This is a genomic window from Arthrobacter sp. 01N442, assembly GCF_056399345.1.
The window spans coordinates 452,982-467,022 of sequence record NZ_JBFTRD010000004.1 but is presented as its reverse complement, the minus strand read 5'-3'; the positions used below and the strand labels follow the sequence as shown (position 1 = coordinate 467,022).

Below are 14,041 nucleotides of genomic sequence, written 5' to 3'. Positions count from 1 at the left end.
ACAGACGAACCGATAGAGGGGAACGGCAATGACTCTGCCCGCACACGGAACCGCACGCTTCGATCTTTGGGCACCGGACGCGCAGGAAGTCACGCTCCTCGCCGACGGCACGAAGTACCCGATGACCCGGGCCGCCGGCGTGGGGAGTGCAGGCAGTGAGGGCTGGTGGAGCGCCCCGGACGCCCCGGCGTCCGGGGACGTCGACTACGGCTACCTTCTGGACGGGGACAGCACCCCGCTGCCGGACCCGCGGTCCCGCCGCCAGCCCGGCGGCGTCCACTCGCTCTCCCGCACCTTCGACCCCGGCAGCCATGAGTGGGCCGACGGCCAGTGGAAGGGCCGCGGGCTGCAGGGCGGCGTCATCTACGAGCTCCACGTGGGCACCTTCACGCCGGAGGGAACCCTGGACGCCGCGATCGGCAAGCTCGGCTACCTCGCCGACCTCGGCGTCGACTTCGTGGAACTGCTGCCGGTCAACGGTTTCAACGGCACCCACAACTGGGGCTACGACGGCGTGCTCTGGTACACCGTGCACGAGGGCTACGGCGGTCCGGCCGCCTACCAGCGCTTCGTCGACGCTGCCCACGCGGCGGGCCTCGGCGTCATCCAGGACGTCGTTTACAACCACCTCGGCCCCAGCGGCAACTATCTGCCCCGGTTCGGGCCCTACCTCAAATCGGGGGAGGGGAACACCTGGGGTGATTCGGTCAACCTGGACGGCGCCGGTTCCGACGTCGTCCGCCGCTACATCCTCGACAACGCCGCCATGTGGCTGCGCGACTACCACGTGGACGGCCTGCGGCTGGACGCCGTGCACGCCTTCAAGGACGAACGCGCGGTCCACCTGCTGGAGGACTTCGGCGCGCTCGCGGATGAAATCGCCGCCGAAACCGGGCGCCCGGCGACCATGGTTGCCGAGTCCGACCTGAACAACCCGCGGCTCCTCTACCCCCGGGACGCCAACGGCTACGGCCTTACCGGGCAGTGGAGCGATGACTTCCACCACGCGGTCCACGTCAACGTCAGCGGCGAAACCACCGGCTACTACAGCGACTTCGATTCCTTGGAGGCGCTGGCCAAGGTCCTGGAAAAGGGCTTCTTCCACGACGGCAGCTACTCCAGTTTCCGGGGACGGCACCACGGACGGCCCATCAACACCTCCCTCGTGCACCCGGCCGCGCTCGTCGTCTGCAGCCAGAACCACGACCAGATCGGCAACCGGGCCACCGGCGACCGGCTCTCCCAGAGCCTTGGCTACGGCCAGTTGGCGCTCGCCGCCGTCGCCACCCTGACCTCGCCGTTCACACCGATGCTGTTCATGGGCGAAGAATACGGCGCCACCACCCCCTGGCAGTTCTTCACCTCGCACCCGGAACCCGAGCTCGGGAAGGCCACCGCGGAGGGCCGGATCAAGGAATTCGAACGGATGGGCTGGGACCCCGCCGTCGTGCCCGACCCGCAGGATCCGGCGACCTTCACCCGCTCCAAGCTGGACTGGTCCGAAGCCGGGTCGGGGGAGCATGCCCGGCTGCTCGAGCTGTACCGGAAACTGATCGCGCTGCGCCGCGCGACGCCGGAACTCGCCGACGGCGGTTTCGCCGAGACCTCCGTCGACTTCAGTGAAGACGAGGGCTGGCTGCTGTTGCGCCGCGGCACCGTGGAGGTGGCGATGAACTTCTCCGCCGAACCAGGCCAGATCCCCGTAACCGGCGGCTCGCTGCTGCTGGCAACCGAGGACGGCGTCACGCTGACCGGAGGCCGGGCCGGGCTGCCCGGCCACAGCGCCGCCGTCGTCTCCCGATAGGACAGGATAGAACGCATGACTTACCTTGCAGCAGAGAACCGATACGACACCATGCCCTACCGCCGGGTGGGACGCAGCGGACTGAAACTTCCCGCCATCTCCCTCGGCCTCTGGCACAATTTCGGCGATGACAAGCCCTTCGAGGTGCAGCGCGCCATCCTGCGCCGCGCCTTCGATCTGGGCGTCACCCACTTCGACCTGGCCAACAACTACGGCCCGCCCTACGGCAGCGCCGAGACCAACTTCGGCCGCCACTACAAGGACGATTTCAAGCCCTACCGGGACGAACTCGTCATCTCCAGCAAGGCCGGCTACGACATGTGGCCCGGACCCTACGGCAACTGGGGCTCCCGGAAGTACCTGCTGGCCAGCCTGGACCAGTCGCTGACGCGGATGGGCCTGGACTACGTGGACATCTTCTACAGCCACCGCCCGGACCCCGAAACCCCGCTGGAAGAAACCATGGGCGCCCTGGACCAGGCCGTCCGCTCCGGTAAGGCGCTGTACGCGGGTATCTCCTCCTACACCCCGGAACAGACTCTCGAAGCGGCCCGGATCCTCAAGGAACTGGGCACCCCGCTGCTGATCCACCAGCCGAGCTACTCGATGCTGAACCGCTGGACCGAGAACGGCAGCCCCAGCCTGTACGAGGCGCTGGAACGAGTAGGAGCCGGGGCCATCGCCTTCTCGCCGCTGGCGCAGGGCATGCTCACCGACCGCTACCTCAACGGCGTCCCGGAGGACTCCCGCGCCGCGCAGGACAAGTCCCTGGACCAAGGCATGATCACCGGGGAAAAGCTGGACCGCGTGCGCGGGCTCAACCGGATCGCGGAAGGCCGCGGCCAGACCCTCGCACAGATGGCGATCGCCTGGATCCTGCGCGAACAGGGCAAGGGCACCTCGGTGACGTCGGCCCTGGTCGGTGCGTCCAGCGTCCGGCAGCTCGAAGACACCCTGGCCGCGATCAACAACTTGGACTTCACGGCCGATGAGCTGGACGCGATCGACGAGTTCGCCGTCGAGTCCGACATCAACCTCTGGGCCCAGAAGTAAGCTGCTGGCCGGCGGTTTCGTGGCGCCGCCGCCGGCCGTAACAGATTCGGTACCGGCGCCGGGAACAACTTAGCTCCCGCCGCCGTTGACTAGAATGCTAAGGGCGCCGCATGGCGTTGTGCCCGTTTGCCGCCGTCGTACATCAGAGTGCGGCCGCGCCGGGCGCGTGAAGTTTGTTCTCAAAGGGAGTTTCGTGTCTACAAATCCGATTCGTGTTGCAATCGTCGGCGTGGGTAACTGTGCCACCTCGCTGGTCCAGGGCGTCGAGTACTACCGGGACGCCGATCCCCAGGCCACGATCCCGGGTCTGATGCACGTGCAATTCGGCAAGTACCACGTCAACGACGTCCAGTTCGTGGCGGCCTTCGACGTCGACGGCAAGAAGGTTGGCCAGGACCTCTCCGCCGCGATCCTCGCCAGCGAAAACAACACCATCAAGATTGCCGACGTCCCGCCGACCGGCGTCACCGTCCAGCGCGGCCCGACCCTCGACGGCCTGGGCAAGTACTACCTCGAGACCATTGAGCAGTCCCCGGAGGAGCCGGTCGACGTTGTCCAGGCGCTCAAGGACGCCCAGGTCGACGTCATGGTCTGCTACCTGCCCGTCGGTTCCCAGGAAGCGGCCGAGTTCTACGCCCAGTGCGCGATTGACGCCGGCGTGGCCTTCGTCAACGCCCTGCCGGTGTTCATCGCCGGGACCAAGGAGTGGGCGGACAAGTTCACCGCAGCCGGCGTGCCGATCGTGGGCGACGACATCAAGAGCCAGATCGGTGCCACCATCACGCACCGCGTCATGGCCAAGCTCTTCGAAGACCGCGGCGTCACCCTGGACCGCACCTACCAGCTGAATGTCGGCGGCAACATGGACTTCAAGAACATGCTGGAGCGCGACCGCCTCGAGTCCAAGAAGATCTCCAAGACCCAGGCCGTCACCTCCAACGTGGAAGCCGACCTGGCCGCCAAGGACGTGCACATTGGCCCGTCGGACTACGTCCAGTGGCTCGATGACCGCAAGTGGGCGTTCGTGCGCCTCGAGGGCCGCAACTTCGGTGACGCCCCCGTCTCTCTCGAATACAAGCTGGAGGTCTGGGACTCCCCGAACTCCGCCGGCGTGATCATCGACGCCGTTCGCGCCGCCAAGATCGGCCTGGACCGCGGCATCGGCGGCCCGCTGCTCTCCGCCTCGAGCTACTTCATGAAGTCCCCGCCGGAGCAGTTCAACGACGACCTCGCCCGCGAAAAGGTCGAGGCCTTCATCCGCGGCGACCTGGAGCGCTAAGCCCCTTCGCCCTGCCCTCGGCGGGCGCTCCCTCACTTCTGGCGCGTTTCAACCCAACGCTCCCGCACCTATGGTGTGGGAGCGTTGTGGTTTCCGGCGTACGTGGCGGCCTTCCTTCCCGACGCTCCCTCACGTCCGGCCCGTTTCTTCCGGACGCTCCCTCACATTCGGTAGGTTCGAGCCGGACGCTCCCTCAGATCGGCTCTAGAAGCCGGCGGCGGCCGACGGGCTGACGTAGGCAGCGCGGAGGACCTGCTTGATCCTGGCGATTGCACCACCGAAGCCATCAGCAAGGTCATCTTTTGTCAGAAGCAAAACAGTCCACCCCGCCGCTTCGAAGGCCTTGTCTCGCCGGCGATCGCTAAAGATCTGGGCAGGGAGCAGGTGGTGCCCGCCGTCGTACTGGACCGCCAGGCGCCGACGCCGATACCCAAGGTCCGCAGTCGGCGTCCCCGCACTGCCCGGGCGCAGCTCTATCTGCAGCTCCGGCTCAGGAAGCCCGGCGTCGCACATCGCGAGGCGGAGGAGGGTCTCGGGCCCTGAATCGGCTCCCACCCGCATCAGATCAAGGGCCTCCCGTGCGCGGACGATCCCCTGCAGGTTTGGATGACGGCGCAGCATCTCCCGCAGCCCCTCTACGGTCGCGAAAGGCTCACTCCGCCCCTCAAGAGTGAACCGGGGGATCCGAACGAGCTCATCTCCCATGCAGACAAGCTCGTGCAGGCTCAATTGCCGGGCCAGGTCAAGCCACGTTCGGGGCCTAGTACTGATCCTGATGCCGTCCGCCGTCTCAATCTCGTCGTCGAACGCAATAACCGTGTGTCCGACGATCCCCTTACGACGGACTTCGGGGAGCGCGCGCGGCTTGCTCAGGTGCAACTCCTCGAAATCCGAGAGCCACGGCGGCAAGAGCTGGCTGCGAAGTTGAGCCGCCGTAACGTGCGAGATCCATGCCCCGGGGGAAGCTGCGGACAGCGCGCGGGCCGCAGCCTCCAACTCGAAGCTCCAACCCGCTGGCCGGTACAGACCCCGGCTGACGTGCCTGAAGTCCGCCTGCCGGAGCCTGGCCCTGGGCACTCCCAATGCCGTCGCAGTCGCGAGGGTAAAAGGACCTGCCGCCAGCACGCCGGGTAGCTCTGTTCTCATGCTGGCATTGTGAGCGACTTTGAAAAGCCGTGCAGGAGTTATCCACAGCTGCCTCTGTCGCCGCGCACGATCTGAGCGAGCGTCCGGCGTAATGGCACCGGAGGTGAGGGAGCGTCGGGTTTAGAGGCGCCGGATGTGAGGGAGCGTCGGGTTTGGGGGCGCCGGACGTGAGGGAGCGACGGGTTTGGGGGCGCCGGAGGTGAGGGAGCGACGGGTTTGGGGGACGCCGGAGGTGAGGGAGCATCGGGCGGAATGGCGCCGGAGGTGAGGGAGCGTCCGGCGGAAACGCGCCGGAGGTGAGGGAGCGTCCGGGGCTAGAAGAGGCCCACGGGGTTTCCGTCGGCGTCGACGTCCATTCGCATCGCCGCCGGGACCTTGGGCAGGCCCGGCATGGTCATCACCGCGCCCGTGAGCGCCACGATGAAGCCGGCACCGGTCTTGGGGATGAGATCCCGGACGTGGACGGTGAAACCCTTCGGCGCGCCAAGCTTGGTGGCGTCGTCGCTGAAGGAGTACTGCGTCTTAGCCATGCAGACCGGCATCGAGGTCCAGCCGTTTTTCTCGATCTCCGCGAGCCGCTTGAGCGCCGGCACGGAGAAGTCGACGCCGTCGGCCCCGTAAATCTCCTGCACGATGGTTCGGATCTTGTCCTCCACCGACATCTCCAGCGGGTACAGGTGCCGGAAGCCGTGCGGCGCGTCGATGGCGGCGGCCACCTTTGCCGCGAGTTCATCGCCGCCGTCGCCCCCTCCGCCTCGGCCCCAGACGTCGGCCACGGCTGCCTGCACGCCCTCCGCGGCGCACCAGTCCAGCAGCCAGTCGAGCTCCTCCTGGCTGTCGGTGCCGAATTTGTTGATCGCCACCACCGGGGTGATGCCAAACTTTTCCACGTTGCGAACGTGCCGTTGCAGGTTGGCGACGCCGGCGGCCAACGCCTCGACGTCGGGCTCCTTGAGCTGGTCCTTGGCGACGCCGCCGTGCATCTTGAGCGCACGAATCGTGGCCACCACGACGACGGCGGCCGGGGCGACGTCGGCCATCCTCGACTTGATGTCCATGTACTTTTCCGCGCCCAGGTCGGCGCCGAAGCCGGCCTCGGTGATGACGACGTCGGCCAGGCTGCGCGCCGTCTGGGTGGCGATCAGCGAGTTGCAGCCGTGCGCGATGTTGGCGAATGGACCGCCATGCACCAGAGCCGGCGTGCCCGCGATGGTCTGCACCAGGTTCGGTTTGATCGCGTCCTTGAGCAGCATGGTCAGGGCACCCTGGACGCCGAGGTCGGCAACCGTTACCGGCTCACGGTCGTAGGTGTAGCCGAAGGTGATCCGGCCCAGCCGGGAGCGCAGGTCGTCCAGGCCCGTAGCCAGGCAGAACACGGCCATGATTTCCGAGGCGACCGTAATGTCGAAGCCGTCCTGCCGCGGCACGCCCTGGGTGGGGCCGCCGAGGCCGATCACGACCTCGCGCAGCGCCCGGTCGTTCATGTCCAACACCCGCTTAAACGTCATCCGGCGCGGATCGATGTTCAGCGCGTTGCCCTGGTAGATGTGGTTGTCCACGAGAGCCATCAGCGCGTTGTTCGCCGAGGTGATGGCGTGGAAGTCGCCGGTGAAGTGCAGGTTGATCTCGTCCATCGGCAGCACCTGGGAGTAGCCGCCGCCGGTCGCGCCGCCCTTCATGCCGAGGATCGGTCCGAGCGAGGGTTCGCGCAGCGCGATCATCACCCGGTGCCCGGCGCGGGCCAGGGAATCAGCCAGGCCCACCGTGGTGGTGGACTTGCCCTCACCGGCCGGGGTGGGGGACATCGCCGAAACCAGCACCACCTTGCCGGGCGCGTGTGCACCGTCCCGCTTCAGCTTGGCGGGATCGATCTTGGCCTTGTAGCGGCCGTAGAACTCGAGCGCCTCGGGGTTGATTCCGGCCGCGGCGGCCACGTCCTCGATCGGCCGCATGGTGGCCCGCTGCGCAATCTCCAGATCGCTCAGGACGGGCGACACTGCCGGCTGTCCGGCCGTGGCGCTGGCCCCTGCGGTCTCCGTGGTGTTCTCAGACATCGTTGCCCTTCAGCTCGTGGCTTTGGGGCGCTGCGGCCGGCGGTTCCGGCGAAACGCCCTTCCAGGCGCTCTGCCTGGATTCCGTGCTGCCTCCCGGTCAGTGTGTGTGGCCCACCGGGATGCTTCGTGTTCCAAGGTACTGGACCAATGCGGACTGGTAGCTCTCCATCGTAATCGCGGCGGTGCGCTGCCAGCCGAAGCCCTGGGCGTGCACCGACGCGGCACGGCCCATGTCCTCCCGGGTGGCAGCGTCGTCGTGCAGGGCCTCCAGCGCATCCGCCCAGTCCGCGGCCTTGTGCCCTTCCACCAGCAGGCCGGTCCGGCCGTCGAAGATCGCCCGCGACAGGCCGCCCACTTTGGTGGCGACCACAGGGGTCCCGCAGGCCTGGGCTTCCAGGGCCACCAAGCCGAAGGATTCGCTGTAGGAGGGCATCACGACGACGTCGGCCGAGCGGTACCAGCCGGCCAGTTTGGGTGCGCTGACCGGCGGATGGTGGGTGACGACGTCGTCCATCCCCGCAGCGGTGATCAGGGCCTTGAGGTCAAAATCCTTCGCCCCGCTGACTGCGCCGAGGATGGTCAGCTGCAGATCGATGTCCGGGCGGCGGGCGCGCAGCAGCGCGGCCGCCTTGATCAGGATCTGCGGGCCCTTGAGCCGCTGAATCCGTCCGGCGAAGAGCAGGTGGAAGCGGCCCGGCGGGACGCCATGCTGGCTGCGGGCGCGGCTGCGGAAGGCGGGCGTGAAGACGGACAGGTCCACTCCCGGCGGCGCCACGTCGATGCGGTCGGGGTCGGCGTCGTAGTGCGAGACCAGCTCGGCGGCTTCCGCGCCGGTGTTGGCGATCAGCCGGGTGGCGCCGTCGACGATCCGGTGCTCACCCTCCTCGCGCCGCCGCGGCTCGGGCTGTTCGCCGGACTCCAGCAGCAGGTTCTTGACCTTGGCCATGGTGTGCATGGTGTGCACCAGCGGCACCCCCCACAGCTCCGAGAGTTCAAGGCCCGCGACCCCCGAGACCCAATAGTGGGAATGGATGACGTCGTAGCGGCCGTGCGGCTGCAGCTGCTTGATCCGGTCAATCTCGGCCACCATGCTGTGCAGCAGCGCCGGCAGTTCCTCCTTGGGAAGTTTCCGCGGCGGTCCGGCGAGGACGTTGTGGACACAGACTCCCGGGCTGGGGTGCTCGACGGCGGCCTGCCCCGCCGCGGTGGACCGTGTGAAGATCTCCACCTCGACGCCGGTCTCCGCCAGGGCCGCGGCGAGGGCGCGGATGTACACGTTCATGCCGCCGGCGTCCCCGGAGCCGGGCTGTTCCATCGGCGAGGTGTGCAGGGAGAGGAATGCGACACGGCGGACCAGCGGCATTCTCTTCCTTCCCTTCGCGTGACGTGGATTCGATAAAACATTACTCCTGAACTCACGGCGGCTTCGCGGGCGGCCGGCTGCTAGCGTGGCGGCTATGAGCGAGAACGCAGATGTCCGGCCGGCCGCCGCGTCCTGGGAGATCCGCGAAGCCACCGCGGAGGACTGGGCCGCCATCTGGGAGATCCTTGAGCCGGTGATCCGGGCCGGGGAGACCTTCACCTGGGACCGCGGGACCACCGAGGACCAGGCGCGCGCCAAGTGGTTCAAGACCGCACCGGGCCGGACCTTCGTCGCAGTCGGGAACGGCGAGCTCGACGGCGTCGTGCTGGGCACCGGCGAACTGCACGCCAACCAGGGCGGCGGAGGCAGCCACGTCGCCAATGCGGGCTACATGGTCCGGGCCGGCTACGGCGGCCGGGGTGTAGCCCGCGCACTGTGCGCCTACTCCCTGGACGCCGCGCGCGCCGCCGGCTTCCGCGCCATGCAGTTCAACGCCGTGGTGGAAAGCAACGTCCGGGCCGTCGCCGCATGGCAGGCCATGGGCTTCGAGGTCCTCGCAACCCTCCCGGAGGCCTTCCGGCACCCGCAACTGGGCTATGTGGGCCTGCATGTGATGTACCGCAAGCTGTAGCTGCCCCGCGCAGATTCAACCCAAGACATTTGCGAGCGGCGCGGTTAGGCTGGGCCTCTGAGGGCCGAGCGAGGGCAATTAGGCTGGGCCTCTGAGGGCCGAGCGAGGGCAATGAGACAGGCCGCCGGACGGGCTGAGCGGACTAGGAACCGTCCCCTGAACGGCGGGCCTCGCCCCGCCAGAGCCGCACCAAATCCGGGAACGCGGCCTCGTAGCCGGCGAGCAGCCGCCCTGCGAGCACGTCCGAATCGACCAGCGGATGCCGTGCGAACGCGGCGAGGGCCGCAGCGCGCCGCCGGCTCCCGGGCCCCTGCCCAGTCGCCTGGACCACGAGCCGTTCAACCTCCTTGATCCGCAGCATCAGCTCGAGCTGCGCGTCGCCCGGACGGTCCTGCGGAAGCGGCCGCACGCCGCCGTCGTCCACCCTGCAGGGGACCTCGACGACGGCGTCCACCGGCAGCCCGGGGATCGCGGGGGTCCGTGACCCGTCCTGCGCCGTCGCTGTGTTGGGCGTGTTGAGGATCAGTTCGGCGGCGCCGCCACCGGAGAGGGCGCGCATCACCGCCAGCGCGACTCGTTCATACCCGCCGCCGGCCAGATCCACTTCGTCCCGCTGCTCGCCGGCGGTTCGGGCCTCCGCCAGGTAGCCCTCCTCGCGGGCCCGCCGCGCGGCATCCCAGAGCCGGTACGCCTCCGGACCGGCAGACGCGAGCCGCGGATACAGCTCGGACTGCTGCCGGTGGATGGACTGGCCGCGGGTCTGGGCTGCGCCCTGCATGGCGGCCAAGGCGCGGGCGGTCTCGTAGTAGTAGTACAGGTACTCGTTCGGGAGGCAGCCCAGTCCGGCGAGGAAAGGCTGCGGGAAGAGCCGGCCCTCCTCGAAGCCGGCCAGCGCCCGGGCATCGGTGAGCAGCTCCGGGAGGACGTCCCGGCCGGCGGACTGAAGTCGATACAGCCAGCCCAGGTGGTTTAGTCCGTAGTAGCCGATGCCGTCGAGGCTTCCCTCGGGCAACACGACGCCGGCAGCCAGCGCGGCGCGGTGCACCAGGCCGCCGGCCGAATCGCAGATGCCCACCACCCGGTCGCCCAGTACCGGCACCAATGCCTCGGTCACCATGCCCGCCGGATTCGTGAAGTTGACCAGCCACGCCCCGGGGCAGAACCGTTTCATGGCCGCAGCCAGGGACAGCATCGGGGGGATGGTGCGCAGGGCGTATGAGATGCCGCCGGAACCGGTGGTCTCCTGGCCAAGGACGCCCAGCTCCTGCGCCACGCGCTCATCGGCGATCCGTCCGGCGGTGCCGCCTGGACGGATGGCGGCAAACACCATGTCCGTGCCGTGCAGCGCCTCGGCCAGGGAAGTGGTGGTGCGTACCGACGGGCCGCCGCCCGGATCCCGGCCCGGCAGCGAGGCGAGCACCGCCTCGATCGCGGCGAGCCGGCCGGCGTCGACGTCGTATAACACCAGCTCCCGGACCAGCCCGGCGAAGGGCCCGGTGCAAAGCGCCCGGTGAACCAGGGGCACCCGGAATCCGCCGCCGCCGGCGATCATGAGCCGCATGCCAGCAGTCTATTCCGAGCCGCGCCGGAGGGCCCTGTGCGACGTCTTTCCCGGACCACCCGGACGGCGTAGTGTGCCGTGTATGGACGCGATTCCAGCGCCGCGCTTCGACCCGCTCGCCGCCGTCCGTACCCCCGCGGCGGGAGGATTCGACCTGCTCCTGACGGGCACTGTGTTCCAGGACATCATCTTCACCGGGCTGCCGCACGCACCCCGGCCCGGGACGGAAATCTGGAGCGACGGGATGGGCAGCTGCCCCGGCGGGGTGGCGAACCAGGCTATCGCCGCGGCCAGGCTCGGCCTGCGCACCGGTCTGGCTGCCGCGTTCGGCGACGACGGCTACGGCGACTACAACTGGAAAATCCTGGACCGGCAGGAACATGTGGACCTTTCCCTCTCACGGCGCGTTCCCGGCTGGCACTCGCCGGTCACCGTGTCGCTGAGCGTCGAGAAGGACCGCTCGATGGTCACGCACGGACACCCGGCACCTGTCAGCTCGAGCGAACTGATCGGCTGCCCGCCGCCCGCGCTCGCCGCCGTCGCCGATCTGGGTGAAGAGCTGGAACCATGGGCTGTCGACGCGCACCGGGCAGGGGTGTGGCTCTTCGGCGACGTCGGCTGGGATCCCACCGGGACGTGGGCACCGGCCAGGCTGGAAAACTTGCGGTACTTCCACGCCTTCATGCCCAACCAGCAGGAGGCCATGGCCTTCACCGGCAAGGACAACCCCTGGGCCGCGCTCTACGCGCTCGCGGATAAGGTCCCGGTGGCCGTGGTGACGCTGGGCCCGCAGGGTTCCATGGCGGTGGACTCCGAGACCGGTGAAGAGGAGTGGGTGCCGTCGCTGCCCGTTGCCGCGTTCGACCCCACCGGTGCGGGGGACTGCTTCGGGGCCGCATTCATCGTCGGCTGCCTGGCCGGCTGGCCGTTGGGGGACCGGCTCCGTTTCGCCAACCTGTGCGCGGCCCTTGCCGTGCAGCAGGTCGGCGGCTCGCTGGCCGCCCCGGGCTGGGGAGACCTCGCCGACTGGTGGCAGCGGGCCAACGCGCGCAAGGAACGGCAGGGCAGTCAATGGCTGCGCCGCTACCGTTTCCTGGAAGACATCGTGCGCGACGTCCCGCCGGAGGCGCAACGACGGGCGACGGCGACCATCGCGCACCTGTCCGACGCGTAGCCTGCCGGGGGTACGGCGGGGGATGAGCATGTCCAGCGGTGCGCGGCGCCGGCGGAATTCAGCACCCTCTGCCACCACCCGTAGAATCGTAAAGTGATATACCCAGCAGCAACAGGTGATTTCCGGCCGGTGGCGGAAGCGCGTCCGGACCATGTCGAGGAGCGCTCGGCCGTTATCGACCTCGAAGCCATCCGGCACAATGTCCGTCGGCTGGCCAAGGTCGCTTCGCCGGCGAAGGTGATGGCCGTCGTCAAGGCGGACGCATACGGCCACGGGGCCATCCCGGTGGCCCGTGCCGCGCTCGAGGCGGGCGCCAGCTGGCTCGGCGTCGCGCATATCTCCGAAGCGCTTGCCCTGCGCGCCGCCGGGATCGAGGCGCCGCTGCTCGCCTGGCTGCACACCCCCGAGAGTAACTTTGCCGCCGCCGTCGCCGCCGGGATCGACATCGGCTGCTCCGGCTGGGAGCTGGGCCGGATCGTGGCCGCAGCCCGCGAGCAGGAACGCCCGGCCCGGATCCACCTGAAAGTCGACACCGGGCTCGGCCGAAACGGCGCCACGCTCGAGACCTGGGACACGCTGCTGGGCGAGGCCATGGAATACCAGGACCAGGGCCTGCTGCGCGTCGTCGGGATCTTCTCGCACTTGGCCGTAGCGGATGAACCCGAGCGGCCCGAAACCGACGAGCAACTTGCCGCCTTCCGCGAGGTCCTGGCGATGGCCCAGGACGCCGGCGTCGACCCCGAGGTCCGCCACCTCGCCAACACCCCGGCGACCCTGTCCCGCCCGGACACCCACTTCGACCTGGTCCGCGTGGGCCTGGGCATCTACGGGCTCTCCCCGTTCGAAGGGCAGGGATCTGCGGAGGTCGGGCTCCGCCCGGCGATGACGGTCCGCACCATCGTTGCGCACTGCAAGGACGTCCCCACCGGCCAGGGTGTCTCCTACGGACTCAACTACCGCACCAGCGGCGCCAGCACCCTGGGCCTTGTCCCGCTGGGCTACGCCGACGGCGTGCCCCGGGTCGCCACCGGCGGCCCCATCCGGGTGGGCGGGGTGAACTACCCTGTGGTGGGCCGCATCGCTATGGACCAGATGGTGATCGACCTCGGCCCGCTGCAGGTCTCCGCGGGTGGCCCCAGCCTGCTGGGCGCAGAAGCGGTGATGTTCGGCGACGGTGCCGACGGCGGTCCCACAGCCGAGGACTGGGCCAGGGCTGCAGGCACCAACAACTACGAAATCGTCACCCGCATCAGCCCTCGGGTACCGCGCCGCTACATCAACGAGGACCCCGCCGCCGGCGAAGGGGCTGCGCAGTGAGCCACCCGGCATGGGAGCGGACCCTGGAAGTCGGGACCGCGGAGGAAACGCACGCCCTCGCGGCCTCGCTCGGCGCCGTCCTGGAGGCGGGCGACCTGCTGGTGCTCACAGGCGAGCTTGGCGCCGGGAAGACCACCTTCACGCAGGGACTCGGCGAAGGCCTCGGCGTCCGCGCCGGGATCATTTCGCCCACGTTCGTGCTGGTGCGGATCCACCCGAACCTGCCGGACGGCCCGCGTCCGGGCGGCCCGGACCTCGTCCACGTTGACGCGTACCGGCTCGCCTCGGCTTCGGAAATCGACGACATCGACCTGGAAAACACCATGGACAGCGCGGTGACCGTCGTGGAATGGGGCCGTGACCGGGTGGAGCACCTCAGCGAAAGCCGGCTCGAGGTTGAGCTGCACCGCCAGCTTGGCGGCGCCCAGCCCGCCGGCTCCGAACCGGCCAGCACCCAGCCGACCAGCCCCCAGGCCGCCGCCGGCGTGCTGGACTTCGACACCGACGACGCCGACGACGAGCCCAGGACCATAGTGTTCCGCGGCTTCGGCCCCCGCTGGGCCGAGCCGCCGGCCCCCCTGGCCGGGATATCTGCCCTGCCCGGTATATCTGACCTGCCCGGTACCACCGAGCTGCCCGAGACCCCGGAAACGGACTGA

The 14,041-nt window shown here is 68.9% G+C and carries 11 protein-coding genes; 7 read left to right on the top strand and 4 right to left on the bottom strand.

Going from position 1 to position 14,041, the window contains the following annotated elements:
- The first annotated feature begins 28 nt into the window (after positions 1-28).
- The 3 genes from treZ to AC1DNC_RS09530 all read left to right on the top strand — a co-directional run bounded on the left by treZ (position 29) and on the right by AC1DNC_RS09530 (position 4,136).
- Positions 29-1,804 carry a malto-oligosyltrehalose trehalohydrolase gene (gene treZ / locus AC1DNC_RS09540; RefSeq protein ID WP_476862324.1) on the top strand — a complete coding sequence of 592 codons (1,776 nt, stop codon included), beginning with the start codon at positions 29-31 and terminating at the stop codon, positions 1,802-1,804.
- Between the two features lie 15 nt (positions 1,805-1,819).
- Positions 1,820-2,857: an L-glyceraldehyde 3-phosphate reductase gene (gene mgrA / locus AC1DNC_RS09535; protein WP_476862323.1), complete on the top strand. Its 1,038-nt coding sequence runs from the start codon at positions 1,820-1,822 to the stop codon at positions 2,855-2,857.
- Positions 2,858-3,050: 193 nt separating this feature from the next.
- Positions 3,051-4,136 carry an inositol-3-phosphate synthase gene (locus AC1DNC_RS09530; protein WP_476862322.1) on the top strand — a complete coding sequence of 362 codons (1,086 nt, stop codon included), beginning with the start codon at positions 3,051-3,053 and terminating at the stop codon, positions 4,134-4,136.
- A gap of 204 nt (positions 4,137-4,340) precedes the next feature.
- Here AC1DNC_RS09530 and AC1DNC_RS09525 read toward each other — a convergent pair whose 3' ends face one another.
- The 3 genes from AC1DNC_RS09525 to mshA form a co-directional block, all read right to left on the bottom strand.
- The gene (locus AC1DNC_RS09525; RefSeq protein WP_476862321.1) at positions 4,341-5,282 is read right to left on the bottom strand and encodes a DUF559 domain-containing protein; all 942 of its coding nucleotides are present in this window, start codon (positions 5,280-5,282) and stop codon (positions 4,341-4,343) included.
- A gap of 314 nt (positions 5,283-5,596) precedes the next feature.
- Entirely contained in the window at positions 5,597-7,336 is a 1,740-nt protein-coding gene (locus AC1DNC_RS09520; RefSeq protein ID WP_476862320.1) for a formate--tetrahydrofolate ligase, read from the bottom strand.
- A 97-nt stretch (positions 7,337-7,433) separates the two neighbouring features.
- Positions 7,434-8,699 (bottom strand): D-inositol-3-phosphate glycosyltransferase, encoded by a 1,266-nt coding sequence (gene mshA / locus AC1DNC_RS09515; RefSeq protein ID WP_476862319.1) that lies wholly within the window; start codon positions 8,697-8,699, stop codon positions 7,434-7,436.
- Between the two features lie 94 nt (positions 8,700-8,793).
- On the opposite strand from mshA, the gene AC1DNC_RS09510 reads away from it, so the two are divergent.
- A complete protein-coding gene (locus AC1DNC_RS09510) occupies positions 8,794-9,330 on the top strand; it encodes an N-acetyltransferase family protein (RefSeq protein WP_476862318.1) in 537 nt (178 codons plus the stop codon).
- A 142-nt stretch (positions 9,331-9,472) separates the two neighbouring features.
- Here AC1DNC_RS09510 and AC1DNC_RS09505 read toward each other — a convergent pair whose 3' ends face one another.
- Complete coding sequence (locus AC1DNC_RS09505) at positions 9,473-10,891, bottom strand: family 4 glycosyl hydrolase (RefSeq protein ID WP_476862317.1); 1,419 nt, start codon at positions 10,889-10,891, stop codon at positions 9,473-9,475.
- 82 nt (positions 10,892-10,973) lie between these two features.
- Between AC1DNC_RS09505 and AC1DNC_RS09500 the strand changes: the two genes are divergently transcribed.
- From AC1DNC_RS09500 to tsaE, 3 genes are all read left to right on the top strand, one after another.
- Entirely contained in the window at positions 10,974-12,065 is a 1,092-nt protein-coding gene (locus tag AC1DNC_RS09500) for a carbohydrate kinase family protein (protein WP_476862316.1), read from the top strand.
- 93 nt (positions 12,066-12,158) lie between these two features.
- Complete coding sequence (gene alr / locus AC1DNC_RS09495) at positions 12,159-13,382, top strand: alanine racemase (protein ID WP_476862315.1); 1,224 nt, start codon at positions 12,159-12,161, stop codon at positions 13,380-13,382.
- Positions 13,379-14,041, top strand: a complete 663-nt coding sequence (tsaE, locus tag AC1DNC_RS09490; protein WP_476862314.1) for a tRNA (adenosine(37)-N6)-threonylcarbamoyltransferase complex ATPase subunit type 1 TsaE — start codon at positions 13,379-13,381, stop codon at positions 14,039-14,041. Before alr ends, tsaE begins: the two co-directional genes overlap by 4 nt.

What these genes read in the sequence shown, in the direction of transcription:
- AC1DNC_RS09500 (WP_476862316.1), top strand. Translation starts at nt 10,974, where the DNA reads ATGGACGCGATTCCAGCGCCGCGCTTCGACCCGCTCGCCGCCGTCCGT.
- mshA (WP_476862319.1), bottom strand. Translation starts at nt 8,699, where the DNA reads ATGCCGCTGGTCCGCCGTGTCGCATTCCTCTCCCTGCACACCTCGCCG.
- AC1DNC_RS09510 (WP_476862318.1), top strand. Translation starts at nt 8,794, where the DNA reads ATGAGCGAGAACGCAGATGTCCGGCCGGCCGCCGCGTCCTGGGAGATC.
- treZ (WP_476862324.1), top strand. Translation starts at nt 29, where the DNA reads ATGACTCTGCCCGCACACGGAACCGCACGCTTCGATCTTTGGGCACCG.
- mgrA (WP_476862323.1), top strand. Translation starts at nt 1,820, where the DNA reads ATGACTTACCTTGCAGCAGAGAACCGATACGACACCATGCCCTACCGC.
- AC1DNC_RS09525 (WP_476862321.1), bottom strand. Translation starts at nt 5,282, where the DNA reads ATGAGAACAGAGCTACCCGGCGTGCTGGCGGCAGGTCCTTTTACCCTC.
- AC1DNC_RS09520 (WP_476862320.1), bottom strand. Translation starts at nt 7,336, where the DNA reads ATGTCTGAGAACACCACGGAGACCGCAGGGGCCAGCGCCACGGCCGGA.
- AC1DNC_RS09505 (WP_476862317.1), bottom strand. Translation starts at nt 10,891, where the DNA reads ATGCGGCTCATGATCGCCGGCGGCGGCGGATTCCGGGTGCCCCTGGTT.